The sequence below is a fragment of the Mycobacterium sp. GA-0227b genome (assembly GCF_001499855.1).
Lineage (GTDB): Bacteria > Actinomycetota > Actinomycetes > Mycobacteriales > Mycobacteriaceae > Mycobacterium.
On the sequence record NZ_LQIK01000023.1, the window covers coordinates 451,471 to 465,163 of the forward strand.

Below are 13,693 nucleotides of genomic sequence, written 5' to 3' on the forward strand. Positions count from 1 at the left end.
GACGCACATGCCCGCAGTGCTGAGGACGATCGTGCTGGGGTGTGCGACGGCGGCGCTCACGGCAGCGTGCACGCAGAGCATCAGTGGTCACGCGATTCGCGCCGTCCCCGGCATCGACGACGACTCGCTGTCGCCGATCGACGTCGAAACGATCATGCTCGACCAGTCGCAGATGCGCGCAATCACCGGTGCCGGCGAGGATCTCACGATCATCCCGACCATGGACGGCAAGACTCCGGTCGACATCGAGCCCCTGGCCGAGACCACTCCCCCGCAATGCCAATGGATCTTCGCCGAAACCCAGACGTTCGGACCCGACGTCGAGGAGTTCCGCAAGACCACCTTCCAGCACCCGCCCGACGGCGGGCTCATCTCCGAGGGCGCGGCCGCCTACCGCGACGCCATGACCGCGCGCCGGGCTTTCGATGATCTAGCCGCCCTCGTGGAGGGGTGCAGCGCAACGGCTTTGGGGTCGATGTTCGTCGGCGATTGGACGATCGGTGCTGACATCCTGCAAACCCGCCCGGCAGGCGCCTGCGGTCGCGACTACCGGGTGAAGTCGGTCGTGCTGGTGGAGGTGACCGCATGCCGGTTCCCCGACTCCGTGCCCGAGATCGTCATGACGAACATCCTCGCCAATGTGCCCGAATAGCGCGGCTATCGGGTGATCGTCGCGCTGCCCAGCACCTCGTCGCCGGCGGGGTGGGGGCGGTACAGCACCATGGTCTGACCGGGTGCCACACCGCGCAGCGGAGCGCGCAGGTCGACGGTCAGCAATCCGTCGCGAAGCGCGGCCACCCCGTCGCCGAGGCCGCCGTGCGCGCGGACCTGCACCTGGCATTCCACCGGGCCCGTGGGCGCGACACCGGAGGTGAAGATCGGCCGCTCACCGGCCAACGTCCACACGTCCAGATCGGCGGCGTCACCGACGCACACCGTCGCGCTGTCGGGGTCGATCTCGGTCACATAGCGCGGCCGCCCGTCGGGACCGGGCCCTGCGATGCCCAGCCCTTTGCGTTGACCGACGGTGAACCCGTGCACACCGTCGTGTTCGGCCAGCACCGTGCCCGCAGCGTCGACCACCGAGCCCCGCCGGACCCCGATCCGGGTGCCGAGGAACGCGCGTGTGTCGCCGGAGGGGATGAAGCAGATGTCGTGACTGTCCGGCTTGTCGGCGACCGCAAGACCGCGGCTCGCGGCTTCCTCGCGGATCTGCGGCTTGGGCGTGTCTCCGACCGGGAACACGGCGTGGCGCAACTGTTCTGCGGTCAGGACGGCCAGCACGTAGGACTGGTCCTTGTCTGCATCGACCGCACGCCGCAACCGTCCCTCGGACAGCCGCGCATAGTGACCGGTGGCCACGGCGTCGAAACCCAGCGCCAGCGCTCGGGCTGCCAACGCGGAGAACTTGATCCGTTCGTTGCACCGGACACACGGGTTCGGGGTCTGGCCGCGCGCATAGGAGGACACGAAGTCGTCGATGACGTCTTCTTTGAAGCGGTCGGCGAAATCCCAGACGTAGAAAGGGATACCGAGTACATCGGCAACTCTGCGCGCGTCGCCGGCGTCCTCTTTCGAGCAACAACCGCGAGATCCGGTGCGCAAGGTGCCCGGCGCGGCCGACAACGCGAGATGCACACCGACCACGTCGTGGCCGGCGTCGACCATCCGGGCGGCGGCGACCGACGAGTCGACACCACCGCTCATGGCCACGAGGACCTTCATCAGTCGACCACCCCCGAACTGGCCAGGGCGGCTTGCCGGGCACGGTCCACCGCGGCGGGGAGCACCGCGAGCGCAGCGTTCACGTCGTCCTCGGTGCTGGTGTGGCCCAACGAAAGTCGTAGCGAACCGCGCGCGCTCACCGGGTCGGCACCCATTGCGATCAGTACGTGCGAAGGCTGCGCGACACCGGCGGTGCACGCCGACCCTGTCGAGCACTCGATACCCTTGGCGTCCAGCAGCATCAACAACGAGTCACCTTCGCAGCCGCGGAATGTGAAGTGCGAATTGCCCGGCAGCCGGTCGGCTCCCGTCGCCCCGTTGAGGTCGACGTCGGCGATGGTTGCCAGCACACCCTCGACCAAGCGGTCACGCAGCGCCGAAACCCGCACGCTGTTGGTCTCCAGCCCTTCGACCGCGACCTTCGCCGCCGCGGCCATCGCGACGGCGCCGGCAACATACGGTGTGCCCGAACGAACGTCGCGCTCCTGACCTCCGCCGTGCAGCAGCGGCACGCAGGCGGTGTCGCGGCGCAGCAGCAACGCGCCGATCCCGGTCGGACCGCCGAACTTGTGCGCGGCGATGCTCATCGCCGACAATCCGCTCGCCGTGAAGTCGACCGGAATGTGGCCGACCGCCTGGACAGCGTCGCTGTGCATCGGCACATCGAATTCCGCTGCGACGGCCGCAAGTTCGGCGATCGGCATGATCGTGCCGACCTCGTTGTTGGCCCACATCACCGACACCACTGCCACGTCGTCGTGATCTTGCAACGCCTGCCGCAGCGCCGCCGCCGTCACCGAGCCGTCCTGTTCGACGGGCAACCAGGTCACCTCGGCGTCCTCGTGCTCGACCAGCCACTCGACGGAGTCGAGCACGGCGTGGTGTTCGACCGGGGTGGTCACGATGCGCCTTCGGTGCGGGTCGGCATCCCGGCGCGCCCAGTAGATGCCCTTGACGGCCAGGTTGTCGCTCTCGGTGCCGCCCGCGGTGAAGATCACCTCCGACGGGCGCGCGCCGAGCAGCTGGGCCAGCGTCTCGCGCGACTCCTCCATCCGCCGACGCGCCGCGCGGCCGGTGCCGTGCAGCGATGATGCGTTGCCGACCGTGGCCATCGCAGCCGTCATCGCGTCGATGGCAGCGGGGTGCATCGGCGTGGTGGCGGCGTGATCGAGGTAGACCGGCTTGTCCGAGGTCATAACCAGTCAAGAATAGCCGCCGACCCGGTCGGCCCCCGATTCGCTCAGGCCGCGAGCGCGTGACCGGCCGAGCGTGGCGTGGTGTCGCCGCGCACCGCGCGCTCACAGCGGGCTGCCAGGTCACGACGGTCGGCACCGGGCAGCTGCAGGGACTCGACCTGCACCCGTACCACGGTGCGCTTCGCGGTGATCAGGCGGCGGATCGACGCGAGCAGTGTGTCGTCGCCCACATACGCCGCGACCGTGGACGCCCTGCCGTCGCGGTGGTGGTAGCTCAGCCGCAGCGGTTGGACCGGCCGTCCCGCGTCGACGGCGGCCTGGAACATCGCGGGCCGGAACCGGCCGTAGCCCAGGCCGCAGTAGGTGGTGCCCTCGGGAAAGGCCACGACGGTCTGGCCCGCGCGCAGGCCGCTCGCGATGGTGTCCACCACATCGGGGAGCCGCCGCAGATTGCCCCGCTCGATCGGTATCACCTTCAACAGCCGGGCCAGCACGCCGAGACCGGGCCAGTTGATGAGTTCTGATTTCGCGACGAACCGTCCCGGCAGTACCGAGCCGATCACGAAGATGTCCACCCAGGACACGTGTCCGCTCACCACCAGAACGCCGCTGAGGTTGCGAATGGGTCCGCCCGACACCGTGGTTCGCACGCCGAGGCCACGCAACAGGAGCCGGCAATAGCCGCGCTGGAGGCCGGAACGGCCCGGGGCGGGGACCGCCAGTAGCGGCGCGAACGCCAGCAGCATGACCGCGAAGGCGAGACGTAGCGCGGCACGGCAAGTGACGACCACCCGCCGACCGGCCTGGCCGGCCCCGGCGCTGACGCAGCTCGCGTCGCACGCCGCCCGCGGCACCCAGCCGTTGGCGGTGCTCACGACGCGATCCCGTCGGCCGCGGCGGTGGCCGCGCCGACGGTCCTCAGCCTGCGCAGGTACCTGATGTCGGCGCGACGTTTGTCGAGTAGCGCCGGGAAGTCGCCGACCCCGAAGTCGGGATCGTGCGCCGGCTCACCGCAGATCTGCGCGCCGAGCCGCAGATATCCCCGCATCAATGCGGGCACTGCCACCCGGGCGGGTGGCTCGATGTCGTCGAGCCGTCTGCCGTCCACGGTCACAGGCCGATAGGGATGCACGGTGTACTGCGCCGGGGCGGCGTGCCGGCGACGGACGAAGTCGCGCACACCGCGGATCTGTGCTCCGGGCACCTGGCCGTCGGAGCCCCGGACCGGTACCGACACGCATCCGGTCACGTAGTCATAGCCGCACCGGTCGAGGTACGCCAGGATCCCCGCCCACATCAGCAGCACCACCGCGCCGTTGCGGTGATCCGCCCGCACCACCGCCCGGCCCATCTCGACCAGGCCGGGACGCAACGGATCGAGCCCGCGAACGTCGAATTCGGTCGCGCTGTACAACCCTCCGGCGGCGGCCGCGCCCGCCGGCGGCAGCATCCGGTAGCAGCCGACCAGCTCGCCGGAGCCCTCCTCGCGCACCAGCAGGTGGTCGCAATGCTCGTCGAAGCGGTCGGCGTCCAAGCCGTCGCTGGTGCCTTGCAGGGCGAATCCGGGTTCGGAGGTGAACACCTCGTGGCGCAGACGCTGCGCGGTCTCGATGAGCGTGGCGTCCGTCGACAGCAGCAGGGTGTAGCGGGGCACGGGCGTGGAAGAAGCCGCCCGCCCGTGGTCGATTTCGTCCGGGGCGATGAGTACAGAAGCAGTGCTCATGGCTGCACGGTCGCCCAGTCGCATCGACAAGTGGCATCGGGCGCATGACGTGTCTGTGAGCGCTAGGTGACGAATTGGTCGCGCACAGCGCGCCTGCGATCAGCGACTCGTGGAAAGCCAGTCAGAAAACCGCGTGCTCGACACCACCCCGTCCTCGCCGGTGACGAGGCTCGAGTCGTCGACGCGGGTGCCGAAGTAGGTGGCCTGTGCGTCGACGACCACGGGCGTATCGGCGCCCTGCGCGGCCAGCACGGCACGCGCGAGGTCGGCGAAGCTCATCTTGTCGGGGCCGCCGACGTTGAGGACACCGTTGACCGGTCGGCCCTCGGCCGCACGGGCGACCTCAGCGGAGACGTCGGCGGCCGCGATCGGCTGAATGCGTCCGTCCGGTGCCCGCACGTCCCCGTCGACGATCAGCGATCCGACGATCGCCTCGGCGAATTCGTGGAACTGCGTCGCGCGAACGATCGTGTACGGCAGCCCCGACTCGGCGACGATCTTCTCCTGGGCGACCTTGGCGCGCATGTAGCCGCTGTCGGGCAGCAGATCGCATCCCACGATCGACAGGGCCACATAGTGGCCGATGCCGCGGTCGTGGGCGGCCGCCACCAGGTTCGTCGACGATGCCGTGAAGAAATCCATCACCGGGCCGTCGTCGAAGGACGGTGAATTCACCACGTCGACAAGGACATCGGCGTCCGACAGCGCTTCGCCGAGACCCTCGCCGGTGACGACGTTGGCGCCCGTGGACAGCGATGCCGCGGTCACCTGATGACCGTTCGCGCGCAGCAGGTCGACCACTTTCGAACCGATCTGCCCGGTGGCCCCGATAACCGTGATCTTCATGTCGGAGATTGTCCGCCTTGTGAGCCGTCCAGATACGCCAAACCCCGGTGCGCGATGCACCGGGGTTTGCGTAGCGCGAATCGGCCTCGATCAGCCCTTGCGGGCCTTGACCGCCTCGGTCAGCTGCGGGGTGACCTTGAACAGGTCTCCGACGATGCCGAGGTCGGCGATCTCGAAGATCGGCGCCTCTTCGTCCTTGTTCACCGCGATGATCGTCTTGGACGTCTGCATGCCGGCGCGGTGCTGGATCGCACCCGAGATGCCCAGCGCGATGTACAGCTGCGGCGACACCGTCTTGCCGGTCTGGCCCACCTGGAACTGGCCCGGGTAGTAGCCGGAGTCGACGGCCGCACGCGAGGCACCGACGGCGCCACCGAGCGAGTCCGCCAGTTCCTCCACGACGCTGAAGTTCTCGGCGCTGCCGACACCGCGGCCGCCCGAGACGACCACGGTGGCCTCGGTCAGTTCCGGGCGGTCGCCCGCGACGGCGGGCTCGCGCTTGGTGATCTTCGTCGCGTTCTCCGCCTGCGCGGGGACCTCGATGTCGACGACCTCGCCGGCACCGTCGGCGGGTTCGGCGTCGACGGACCCGGCGCGCAGCGTGATCACTGGGACCTCACCCGTGGACTCGGCCTCGACGGTGAATGCACCACCGAAGATCGAGTGGATGCCCTTGCCGCCCTCCTGGACGTCGACGACGTCGGTCAGCACACCGGCACCGATGCGGGCCGCCAGGCGCCCGGCGATCTCCTTGCCGTCGGCGCTGGAAGACAGCAGCACGCCCGCGGGCGAGGCGGATTCGACCAACGAGGCCAACACGTCGACCTGCGGGGTGATCAGGTAGTTGTCCGCGTCGTCGGACTCGGCGACGTAGATCTTGGCCGCGCCGGCGGCCTTCAGGCCGTCGACGAGCGGTTGTGCGGTGCCCGGCGCGCCGACGACGACGGCCGAGGGCTCGCCGAGCTTGCGAGCCGCGGTGATCAACTCCGAGGTGACCTTCTTCAGCGCACCTTCGGCGTGCTCAACGAGCACGAGTACTTCAGCCATGAGTGTTTCTCTCGTCTCTTGTGTTCGGAAGTCAGAAGGAATGATCTGCTAGATAATTTTTTGAGCGACCAGGTACTCGGCGATCTTCGTTCCGCCGTCGCCTTCGTCGGTCACCTTCTCGCCCGCGGTCTTGGGCGGCTTCGGCGTCGACGAGAGCACCTTCGATCCGGCGTTGGCCAGACCGACCTCGTCGGCCTCGACACCGATCTCGGCGAGGGTGAGCTTGGTGACTTCCTTCTTCTTGGCGGCCATGATGCCCTTGAAGGACGGGAAGCGGGGCTCGTTGATCTTCTCGTTCACGCTCACCACGGCGGGCAGCGGCGCCTCGACGGTGAACACGCCGTCGTCGGTCTCGCGCTCGCCGGTCACCTTGCCGTCCTCGACGGTGACCTTGCGCAGGTGCGTCAACTGCGGTAGGCCCAGGTACTCGGCGATGATCGCGGGAACCGCGCCGCCGGTGCCGTCGGTGGCCTCGTTGCCGGCGATGACCAGTTCGGTGCCCTCGATGGTGCCCAGCGCGCGGGCCAGGGCCCAGCCGGTCTGGACCATGTCCGAGCCGTGCATGCCGTCGTCGATGAGGTGCACGGCCTTGTCGGCACCCATCGACAGCGCCTTACGGATGGCCTCGGTGGCGCGCTCGGGACCGGCCGTGAGCACTGTCACAGTGCTTTCGCCGCCTTCCCGCTCCTTGATGAGCAGCGCTTCCTCGACCGCGCGCTCGTTGATCTCGTCGAGCACCGCGTCGGCGGCTTCCCGATCGAGGGTGAAGTCGCCGTCGGTCAGCTTGCGCTCCGACCAGGTGTCTGGGACCTGTTTGATCAGGACCACGATGTTCGTCATGAGTCTGGTTCGTCCTCCTCGAAGGGACCGATGGTCGGCCCGCAATACCACGCTTTGAGCAACCACCACCATGTTACTCGTCGGTAACTTGCGGTGGTTCGCAGGAACACCATAGCGGGTCGAAGTTCGTGTTCTAGCAGCACGTAGGCGGTGAACCGTTCGTCTGTGGGCCGATTCACGTTAGCCTGCCTTGCAATGAGCGCATTTGTTACCGACGGTCCGGACCTCCCCCTGACCGGGGAACGCACGGTTCCGGGGCTGGCGGAGGAGAACTACTGGTTCCGCCGCCACGAGGTCGTTTATGAGCGGCTGGCCGAACGCTGCGCGCAGCGCGAGGTGCTCGAGGCGGGCTGCGGTGAGGGCTACGGCGCCGACCTGATCGCCGATGTGGCCCGCCGCGTGATCGGTCTCGACTACGACGAGTCGGCGGTCGCCCACGTCCGCGCACGGTATCCGCGGGTGGACATGCGCCAGGGAAACCTCGCCGAGCTACCGCTCGACGACGGTTCGGTGGACGTCGTCGTCAACTTTCAGGTCATCGAACACCTCTGGGATCAGGGGCAATTCGTGCGCGAATGCCTGCGTGTGCTGCGTCCCGGCGGCACCCTGTTGATCTCGACGCCCAACCGGATCACCTTCTCCCCCGGTCGCGATACGCCGATCAACCCGTTTCACACCCGTGAGCTCAATGCCGCCGAGTTGACCGAACTATTGACCACGGCCGGTTTTTCGGTGGAGGCGATGCTCGGTGTCTTTCACGGCCCGCGGCTCGTCGAGCTCGACGCCCGGCACGGTGGATCGCTCATCGACGCCCAGATCGCCCGCGCGCTGGCCGATGCGCCGTGGCCCGAAGACCTGCTCGCCGACGTGGCGTCGGTGCGTAGCGACGACTTCGATCTGGTGGACGCCAGCGACCGCAACAGCCCCGATATTGATGACAGCCTGGACCTGGTGGCGATCGCGGTGTCGCCGTGACTTCTGCGGAACCCGTACCGGGGCTGTTCACCTTCGTCCTGCACACGCATCTGCCGTGGCTGGCTCATCACGGCCGCTGGCCCGTCGGCGAGGAATGGCTCTACCAGTCGTGGTCGGCGGCGTACCTGCCGCTCATGCGGGTGCTGCGGACGCTGGCAGCAGAAGGCCGCCGGCACCAACTGACCCTGGGCATGACGCCGGTGGTGACCGCGCAACTCGACGACCCGTACTGCCTCACGGGTATGCATCACTGGCTGGCGAACTGGCAGCTGCGGGCACTCGAGGCGACCACGCTCGGGGATCCCTTGCGCCAGTTGGGCCTTCGTGAGCATGCCGAAGCCGGGCAGGCAATCGACGACTTCGCGACGTTGTGGTCCCACGGCGGCAGCCCGTTGCTGCGCGAGCTGATCGACGCCGACATCATCGAGCTGCTCGGCGGACCGCTGAGTCATCCGTTCCAGCCGCTGCTCAACCCGCGGCTGCGCGAGTTCGCCCTGCGCGAGGGACTCGCCGATGCCCGACTGCGTTTCGCCCACACCCCCGTCGGCATCTGGGCCCCGGAATGCGCTTACGCGCCGGGGATGGAGAGTGACTACGCCGCAGCGGGAATCGGCCACTTCATGGTCGACGGACCGTCGTTGCACGGTGACACGGCGCTGGGCCGCCCGGTCGCTGCCTCCGACGTCGTCGCGTTCGGCCGGGATCTTCAGGTCAGCTACCGGGTGTGGTCGCCGAAGTCGGGTTATCCGGGGCACGCCGCCTACCGCGACTTCCACACCTACGACCACACCACCGGACTCAAGCCGGCCAGGGTGACGGGCCGCAATGTGCCATCGGAGGCGAAGGCGCCGTACGACCCCGAGCGTGCCGACCGCGCAATCGACTCCCATGTCGCCGATTTCGTCGAGGTGGTCCGGCAGCGCCTGCGCGACGAGAGCGAACGCATCGGACGCCCCGCGCACGTCATCGCCGCGTTCGACACCGAATTGTTCGGCCACTGGTGGTACGAGGGCCCCGTATGGCTCGAGCGGGTGCTGCGCGCACTGCCCGACGCCGGTGTGCGCGTCGGCACGCTGGCCGACGCGAAGTGCGACGGTTTCATCGGCTCGCCGGTCGAATTGCCGCCCAGCTCTTGGGGTTCCGGTAAGGACTGGCAGGTGTGGGCCGGCGAGCAGGTCGCCGACCTGGTGCAGTTGAACACCGAGGTCGTCGACAGTGCGCTGACCACTGTCGACAAGGCGCTCGGCGGGAAGGCCGGGTCGTTCGGCGCACCCGCCCCTCGCGATTTCGTCGCCGACCAGATCCTCCGCGAGACCCTGCTCACCGTGTCCAGCGACTGGCCGTTCATGGTCAGCAAGGATTCCGCGGCCGACTACGCGCGCTACCGCGCGCATCTGCACGCCCACGCGACCCGTGAGATCGTCGACGCCCTTGCGTCCGGCCGCGACGAGCAGGCCCAGCGTCTCGCCGCGGGCTGGAACCGCGCCGACGGCCTCTTCGGCGCGCTCGACGCCAGGCGGTTACCGCGATGACCCACAGTTTCGCGAGCGACCGTGTTCCCCTCGCAAGCGGTGGGCCCTGCACACCGACACGCCGCGTTATGCGTGCATTTTCGGGTCACTCGGCAGGAGCCGAGCGACCGTGAAGATCTTGATGGTGTCGTGGGAGTACCCGCCGGTCGTCGTCGGCGGGCTCGGACGCCATGTCCATCACCTGGCGACTGCGCTGGCCGAGGCCGGCCACGAAGTCGTCGTCCTCAGCCGTAGACCAACGAACACCGATCCCAGCACGCATCCGTCGACCGATGACATCGCCGAGGGGGTGCGTGTCATCGCGGCGGCGCAGGACCCGCACGAGTTCGACTTCGGCAGCGACATGATGGCCTGGACGTTGGCCATGGGTCACGCGATGGTCCGCGCGGGCCTGGGCATCCGGGATCGGCGCGGTCGGTCGTGGCGCCCCGACGTGGTGCATGCACACGACTGGCTGGTCGCCCATCCGTCGATCGCACTCGCCGAATACTTCGACGTACCACTGGTTTCGACCATTCACGCCACCGAGGCGGGCCGGCATTCGGGATGGGTGTCGGGCCGCATCAGCCGACAGGTGCACGCCCTGGAGTCCTGGATGGTGCACGAATCCGACTCACTCATCACGTGTTCGAGGTCGATGAGCGACGAGATCACCGAGCTGTTCGGCCCCGGCTTGGTCGAGACCCGTGTCATCCGCAACGGAATAGACGTCGCGCGTTGGCCTTTCGCCGAACGCACGCCCCGCACGGGACCCGCACAGCTGCTGTACGTGGGCCGCCTCGAGTACGAGAAGGGCATTCACGACGCGATCGCTGCGCTGCCCCGTATCCGGCGTACTCATCCCGGGACGACGCTGACCATCGCCGGCGAAGGAACACAACAGGACTGGCTCGTCGAACAAGCGCGAAAACACAAGGTGCTCAAGGCGACGTCGTTCGCCGGCCACCTCGATCACGACGCGCTGGTGCGGCTGCTGCACACCGCCGACGCCGCCGTCCTGCCCAGCCACTACGAGCCGTTCGGCATCGTGGCGCTGGAGGCGGCGGCCACCGGGATTCCGTTGGTCACCTCGGACGCCGGCGGTTTGGGGGAAGCGGTGATCAACGGTCAGACCGGCGTCTCGTATCCCCCGCGGGATGTGGCCGCGCTCGCCGCGGCAGTGCGCTCGGTCCTCGACGATCCGGAAGCCGCCCAGCGACGCGCAATCGCCGCCCGTGAACGGCTGACCTCCGATTTCGAATGGCACACGATCGCGGAGGAAACCGCTCAGGTGTACCTGGCCGCCAAACGGCGGGAACGCGAGCCGCACCGACGCCGTGCGATCGTCGAGCACGCGCTACCGGGTCGCTAGACCAGATGGTCGGCGCGGTCACCATATGCTTTTCAATACCAGGTCAGACGCCGTCCAGCGCAGGTCTCGGTGTCGAACCAGCGGCGTGCGCGTGACGCGGATTCCGGCCAGTGTTGACAGGCACCCTCTCACCGAATGGTCCGCGAGAAGCTCACCAGCGCTGAGGCAAGGTTAGGGCTCTCACCACATGCATGGCACCAGGCGAAAGCGAACCTTTCGCATGTACTCGCGGTAGCCGTCCAACTCTTCCTGGAGCAATTTCTCCTCGTCGTGGATGCGCGAAGCGAATACAACGAGCCCGGGTATGACGAACACGAGTGCCCAGTAGGACCCGAGCGCAAGGGGGATGCCCACCATGATCATCACGCTGCCGCTGTACATGGGGTGCCGCACCAGCCCGTAGAGACCGGTGGAGACGAGTTTCTGGCCTGCTTCCACCTGGACGGTTGCGGCCGCGTAGCTGTTCTGGATGACCACCAGCATCGCTACACCAACTCCTGCCGCCACCAGAACAGCACCAACCAGGCAGATCGCGGTTGGTACATCCGACCACCCGAAGCGGTGGTCGAGGCCGCTGACCACGAACATCGCCGCGGCGGTCAACCATGCGCAACCCGCAACGACCTTTTGCACCATCCGCGTCTCCGCCGTCGGCCCCCCACGCGTCCGGCGCTGAAGCGCCGCGGGATTCGTACGCTGCAAGTAGATGCCGGGGATCCACGTCGGGACGACCAGCGCCGCCAGCAAAACCCATGCCTGCCAGTAATTGAACGTGCCGGCCGGCAAGAACAACAACAAGCCCGCGACGGCCAGCCATACAACGCTCAATACCACCGCCTGAGAAATGATTTTCACGGGTGCTCCTTGTCGTTGATGCCGGAAGTTGCGGCGCCCATCGCTATGCCGGAAGGTCGTGGATAGGTGTGTCCGCCGTACTGTTGGGATGCTCATCGACCAATGAGTGTTCGAGTTGGCTGCCGTACTTGCTGATCGATTCGGAAGTCAGCATCTCGTGGTGCGTACAGTCGACGGCGTACACCGCGACGTCGCCAGCAACGTAGGGTCGCCAACTCGCCAGAAGAGACGAACTGCGATCGCGCTCATTTCTTTCGGCGGAGAAGATCACTACGTCACCGTCGAAGACGCGCGGTTCGTGATCTCGATACAGCGCCATGTTCGTATTGAAATTCTGAACGAAAAATTCCAGGAACTGTTCGTATCGAGATGATTCGACTGCTCCTCGTTCGCGAATCAGTTCTTCTATCCGCTCATAGCCAAGCGACTCATTCTGTTCGGGAATGCCTATTCGATAAAATCGCAAGACTTCTTCGCGTACGCGCTCCTCGATCAAAGCGCCGTCGGGTGGGGTGACGCCTCTATCGATACTGGGCTGAGCGTCGAGAAGGAAAAGCTGTGCGATTACGTGTCCGCGTCGTTGGAGCTCGATGGCGATTTCATGGGCAACGACGCCTCCGAGAGACCAGCCGAGAAGGCGGTACGGCCCCGTCGGGTCGACCGCTTGGATCCTGTCGGCATAGTTTCTTGCCATATCGCGAATTGACCGGGGTTCGGTTTCTCCGTCCTGCAAGATTTGTTGAATTCCGATGATCGGGCAGTCCAAGCGATTACCAAGGGACTGGTACTGCCAGCTCAGCCCACTAGCGGCATGAATGCAGAACAGCGGAAGGCCGGCGCCGTCCTTCAAGGCTTCAATGGGAACAATTTCGACCCGGCTGGAATCCCTGCCCAGCTGCTCGCTCAGGCTTCTGACGGTGGGTGCTTGGAAGAGGGTGCGTATTGCGAGGTTGGTGTTGAGGGTGGTGTTGATGGCGGCGATCAGGCGCATTGCCTGTAGTGAGTCGCCGCCGAGGTCGAAGAAGGAGTCTTCGACGCCGACGCGCTCCAGGCCCAGGGTCTGGGCGTAGATGTTGGCCACGATCTGCTCGGTCGGGGTCACCGGGGCCCGGTACCGATCGCCATCCTGGTAGTCAGGGGCCGGCAACGCGCGGGTGTCGAGTTTGCCGTTGGGGGTCAACGGCAGGTGGTCGATCCCCACCACCGCGGCCGGAACCATGTAGGCCGGCAACCGCTCAGCCAGCCGGACCCGCACCTCGGTCGGGTCGGCGGTGCCGGTGATATAGCCGATCAGGCGTTTGTCCCCGGGGCGGTCCTCGCGGGCGATCACCGCCGCCTGGGCCACCCCCTCCAGGGCGGCCAGCGCCGTCTGGATCTCGCCGAGCTCGATGCGATACCCGCGGATCTTGACCTGCTCATCAGCGCGGCCCAGATAGTCCAGCTGCCCATCAGCGCGCCAACGCACCAGATCCCCGCTGCGATACATCCGTTGCCCCGGCGCACCGAACGGGCACGCCACAAACCGTGCCCCGGTCAACGAAGCCCGCCGCCAATACCCGACCCCCACCCCGGTGCCGGCGGGGGTGGTCGGCGAGTTGCCGAC

General features: G+C 67.3%; 13 protein-coding genes. 4 read left to right on the plus strand and 9 right to left on the minus strand.

All coding sequences use genetic code 11. The features are described 5' to 3' along the window. Positions 1–7 precede the first annotated feature (7 nt). Entirely contained in the window at positions 8–652 is a 645-nt protein-coding gene (locus AU185_RS15750) for a sensor domain-containing protein (RefSeq protein WP_059099555.1), read from the plus strand. 5 nt (positions 653–657) lie between these two features. On the opposite strand, the gene mnmA is transcribed toward AU185_RS15750, so the two are convergent. The 7 genes from mnmA to AU185_RS15785 all read right to left on the minus strand — a co-directional run bounded on the left by mnmA (position 658) and on the right by AU185_RS15785 (position 7,377). Next, a complete protein-coding gene (mnmA, locus tag AU185_RS15755) occupies positions 658–1,725 on the minus strand; it encodes a tRNA 2-thiouridine(34) synthase MnmA (RefSeq protein WP_059099554.1) in 1,068 nt (355 codons plus the stop codon). Then, positions 1,725–2,921: a cysteine desulfurase family protein gene (locus tag AU185_RS15760; RefSeq protein WP_059099553.1), complete on the minus strand. Its 1,197-nt coding sequence runs from the start codon at positions 2,919–2,921 to the stop codon at positions 1,725–1,727. Before AU185_RS15760 ends, mnmA begins: the two co-directional genes overlap by 1 nt. A gap of 44 nt (positions 2,922–2,965) precedes the next feature. Continuing rightward, positions 2,966–3,796 (minus strand): lysophospholipid acyltransferase family protein, encoded by an 831-nt coding sequence (locus tag AU185_RS15765; protein WP_059099552.1) that lies wholly within the window; start codon positions 3,794–3,796, stop codon positions 2,966–2,968. Then, positions 3,793–4,644, minus strand: coding sequence for a GNAT family N-acetyltransferase (locus tag AU185_RS15770; protein ID WP_059099551.1), 852 nt, complete (start codon positions 4,642–4,644; stop codon positions 3,793–3,795). The genes AU185_RS15765 and AU185_RS15770 overlap by 4 nt, the downstream gene beginning before the upstream one ends. 99 nt (positions 4,645–4,743) lie before the next feature. After that, the gene (locus AU185_RS15775; protein WP_059099550.1) at positions 4,744–5,490 is read right to left on the minus strand and encodes an SDR family oxidoreductase; all 747 of its coding nucleotides are present in this window, start codon (positions 5,488–5,490) and stop codon (positions 4,744–4,746) included. 90 nt (positions 5,491–5,580) lie between these two features. After that, a complete protein-coding gene (locus AU185_RS15780) occupies positions 5,581–6,537 on the minus strand; it encodes an electron transfer flavoprotein subunit alpha/FixB family protein (RefSeq protein WP_059099549.1) in 957 nt (318 codons plus the stop codon). A gap of 48 nt (positions 6,538–6,585) precedes the next feature. After that, a complete protein-coding gene (locus tag AU185_RS15785; RefSeq protein ID WP_059099548.1) occupies positions 6,586–7,377 on the minus strand; it encodes an electron transfer flavoprotein subunit beta/FixA family protein in 792 nt (263 codons plus the stop codon). A gap of 195 nt (positions 7,378–7,572) precedes the next feature. On the opposite strand from AU185_RS15785, the gene AU185_RS15790 reads away from it, so the two are divergent. From AU185_RS15790 to AU185_RS15800, 3 genes are all read left to right on the plus strand, one after another. Beyond that, positions 7,573–8,352 (plus strand): class I SAM-dependent methyltransferase, encoded by a 780-nt coding sequence (locus tag AU185_RS15790; RefSeq protein ID WP_059099547.1) that lies wholly within the window; start codon positions 7,573–7,575, stop codon positions 8,350–8,352. Next, positions 8,349–9,884, plus strand: coding sequence for a 1,4-alpha-glucan branching protein domain-containing protein (locus AU185_RS15795; RefSeq protein WP_059099546.1), 1,536 nt, complete (start codon positions 8,349–8,351; stop codon positions 9,882–9,884). The genes AU185_RS15790 and AU185_RS15795 overlap by 4 nt, the downstream gene beginning before the upstream one ends. Positions 9,885–9,993: 109 nt before the next feature. Beyond that, a complete protein-coding gene (locus AU185_RS15800) occupies positions 9,994–11,235 on the plus strand; it encodes a glycosyltransferase family 4 protein (RefSeq protein WP_156425536.1) in 1,242 nt (413 codons plus the stop codon). Positions 11,236–11,415: 180 nt separating this feature from the next. On the opposite strand, the gene AU185_RS15805 is transcribed toward AU185_RS15800, so the two are convergent. Beyond that, positions 11,416–12,090 carry a methyltransferase family protein gene (locus tag AU185_RS15805; RefSeq protein WP_059099545.1) on the minus strand — a complete coding sequence of 225 codons (675 nt, stop codon included), beginning with the start codon at positions 12,088–12,090 and terminating at the stop codon, positions 11,416–11,418. A gap of 43 nt (positions 12,091–12,133) precedes the next feature. Continuing rightward, the coding region (locus tag AU185_RS15810) for a thioesterase domain-containing protein (RefSeq protein ID WP_156425538.1) at positions 12,134–13,693 on the minus strand (1,560 nt) is incomplete at its 5' end.

Excerpts from the sequence above, each read along its gene's own strand:
- AU185_RS15760 (WP_059099553.1), bottom strand. The coding sequence starts at position 2,921 with ATGACCTCGGACAAGCCGGTCTACCTCGATCACGCCGCCACCACGCCG.
- AU185_RS15750 (WP_059099555.1), top strand. The coding sequence starts at position 8 with ATGCCCGCAGTGCTGAGGACGATCGTGCTGGGGTGTGCGACGGCGGCG.
- mnmA (WP_059099554.1), bottom strand. The coding sequence starts at position 1,725 with ATGAAGGTCCTCGTGGCCATGAGCGGTGGTGTCGACTCGTCGGTCGCC.
- AU185_RS15785 (WP_059099548.1), bottom strand. The coding sequence starts at position 7,377 with ATGACGAACATCGTGGTCCTGATCAAACAGGTCCCAGACACCTGGTCG.
- AU185_RS15780 (WP_059099549.1), bottom strand. The coding sequence starts at position 6,537 with ATGGCTGAAGTACTCGTGCTCGTTGAGCACGCCGAAGGTGCGCTGAAG.
- AU185_RS15790 (WP_059099547.1), top strand. The coding sequence starts at position 7,573 with ATGAGCGCATTTGTTACCGACGGTCCGGACCTCCCCCTGACCGGGGAA.
- AU185_RS15770 (WP_059099551.1), bottom strand. The coding sequence starts at position 4,644 with ATGAGCACTGCTTCTGTACTCATCGCCCCGGACGAAATCGACCACGGG.
- AU185_RS15775 (WP_059099550.1), bottom strand. The coding sequence starts at position 5,490 with ATGAAGATCACGGTTATCGGGGCCACCGGGCAGATCGGTTCGAAAGTG.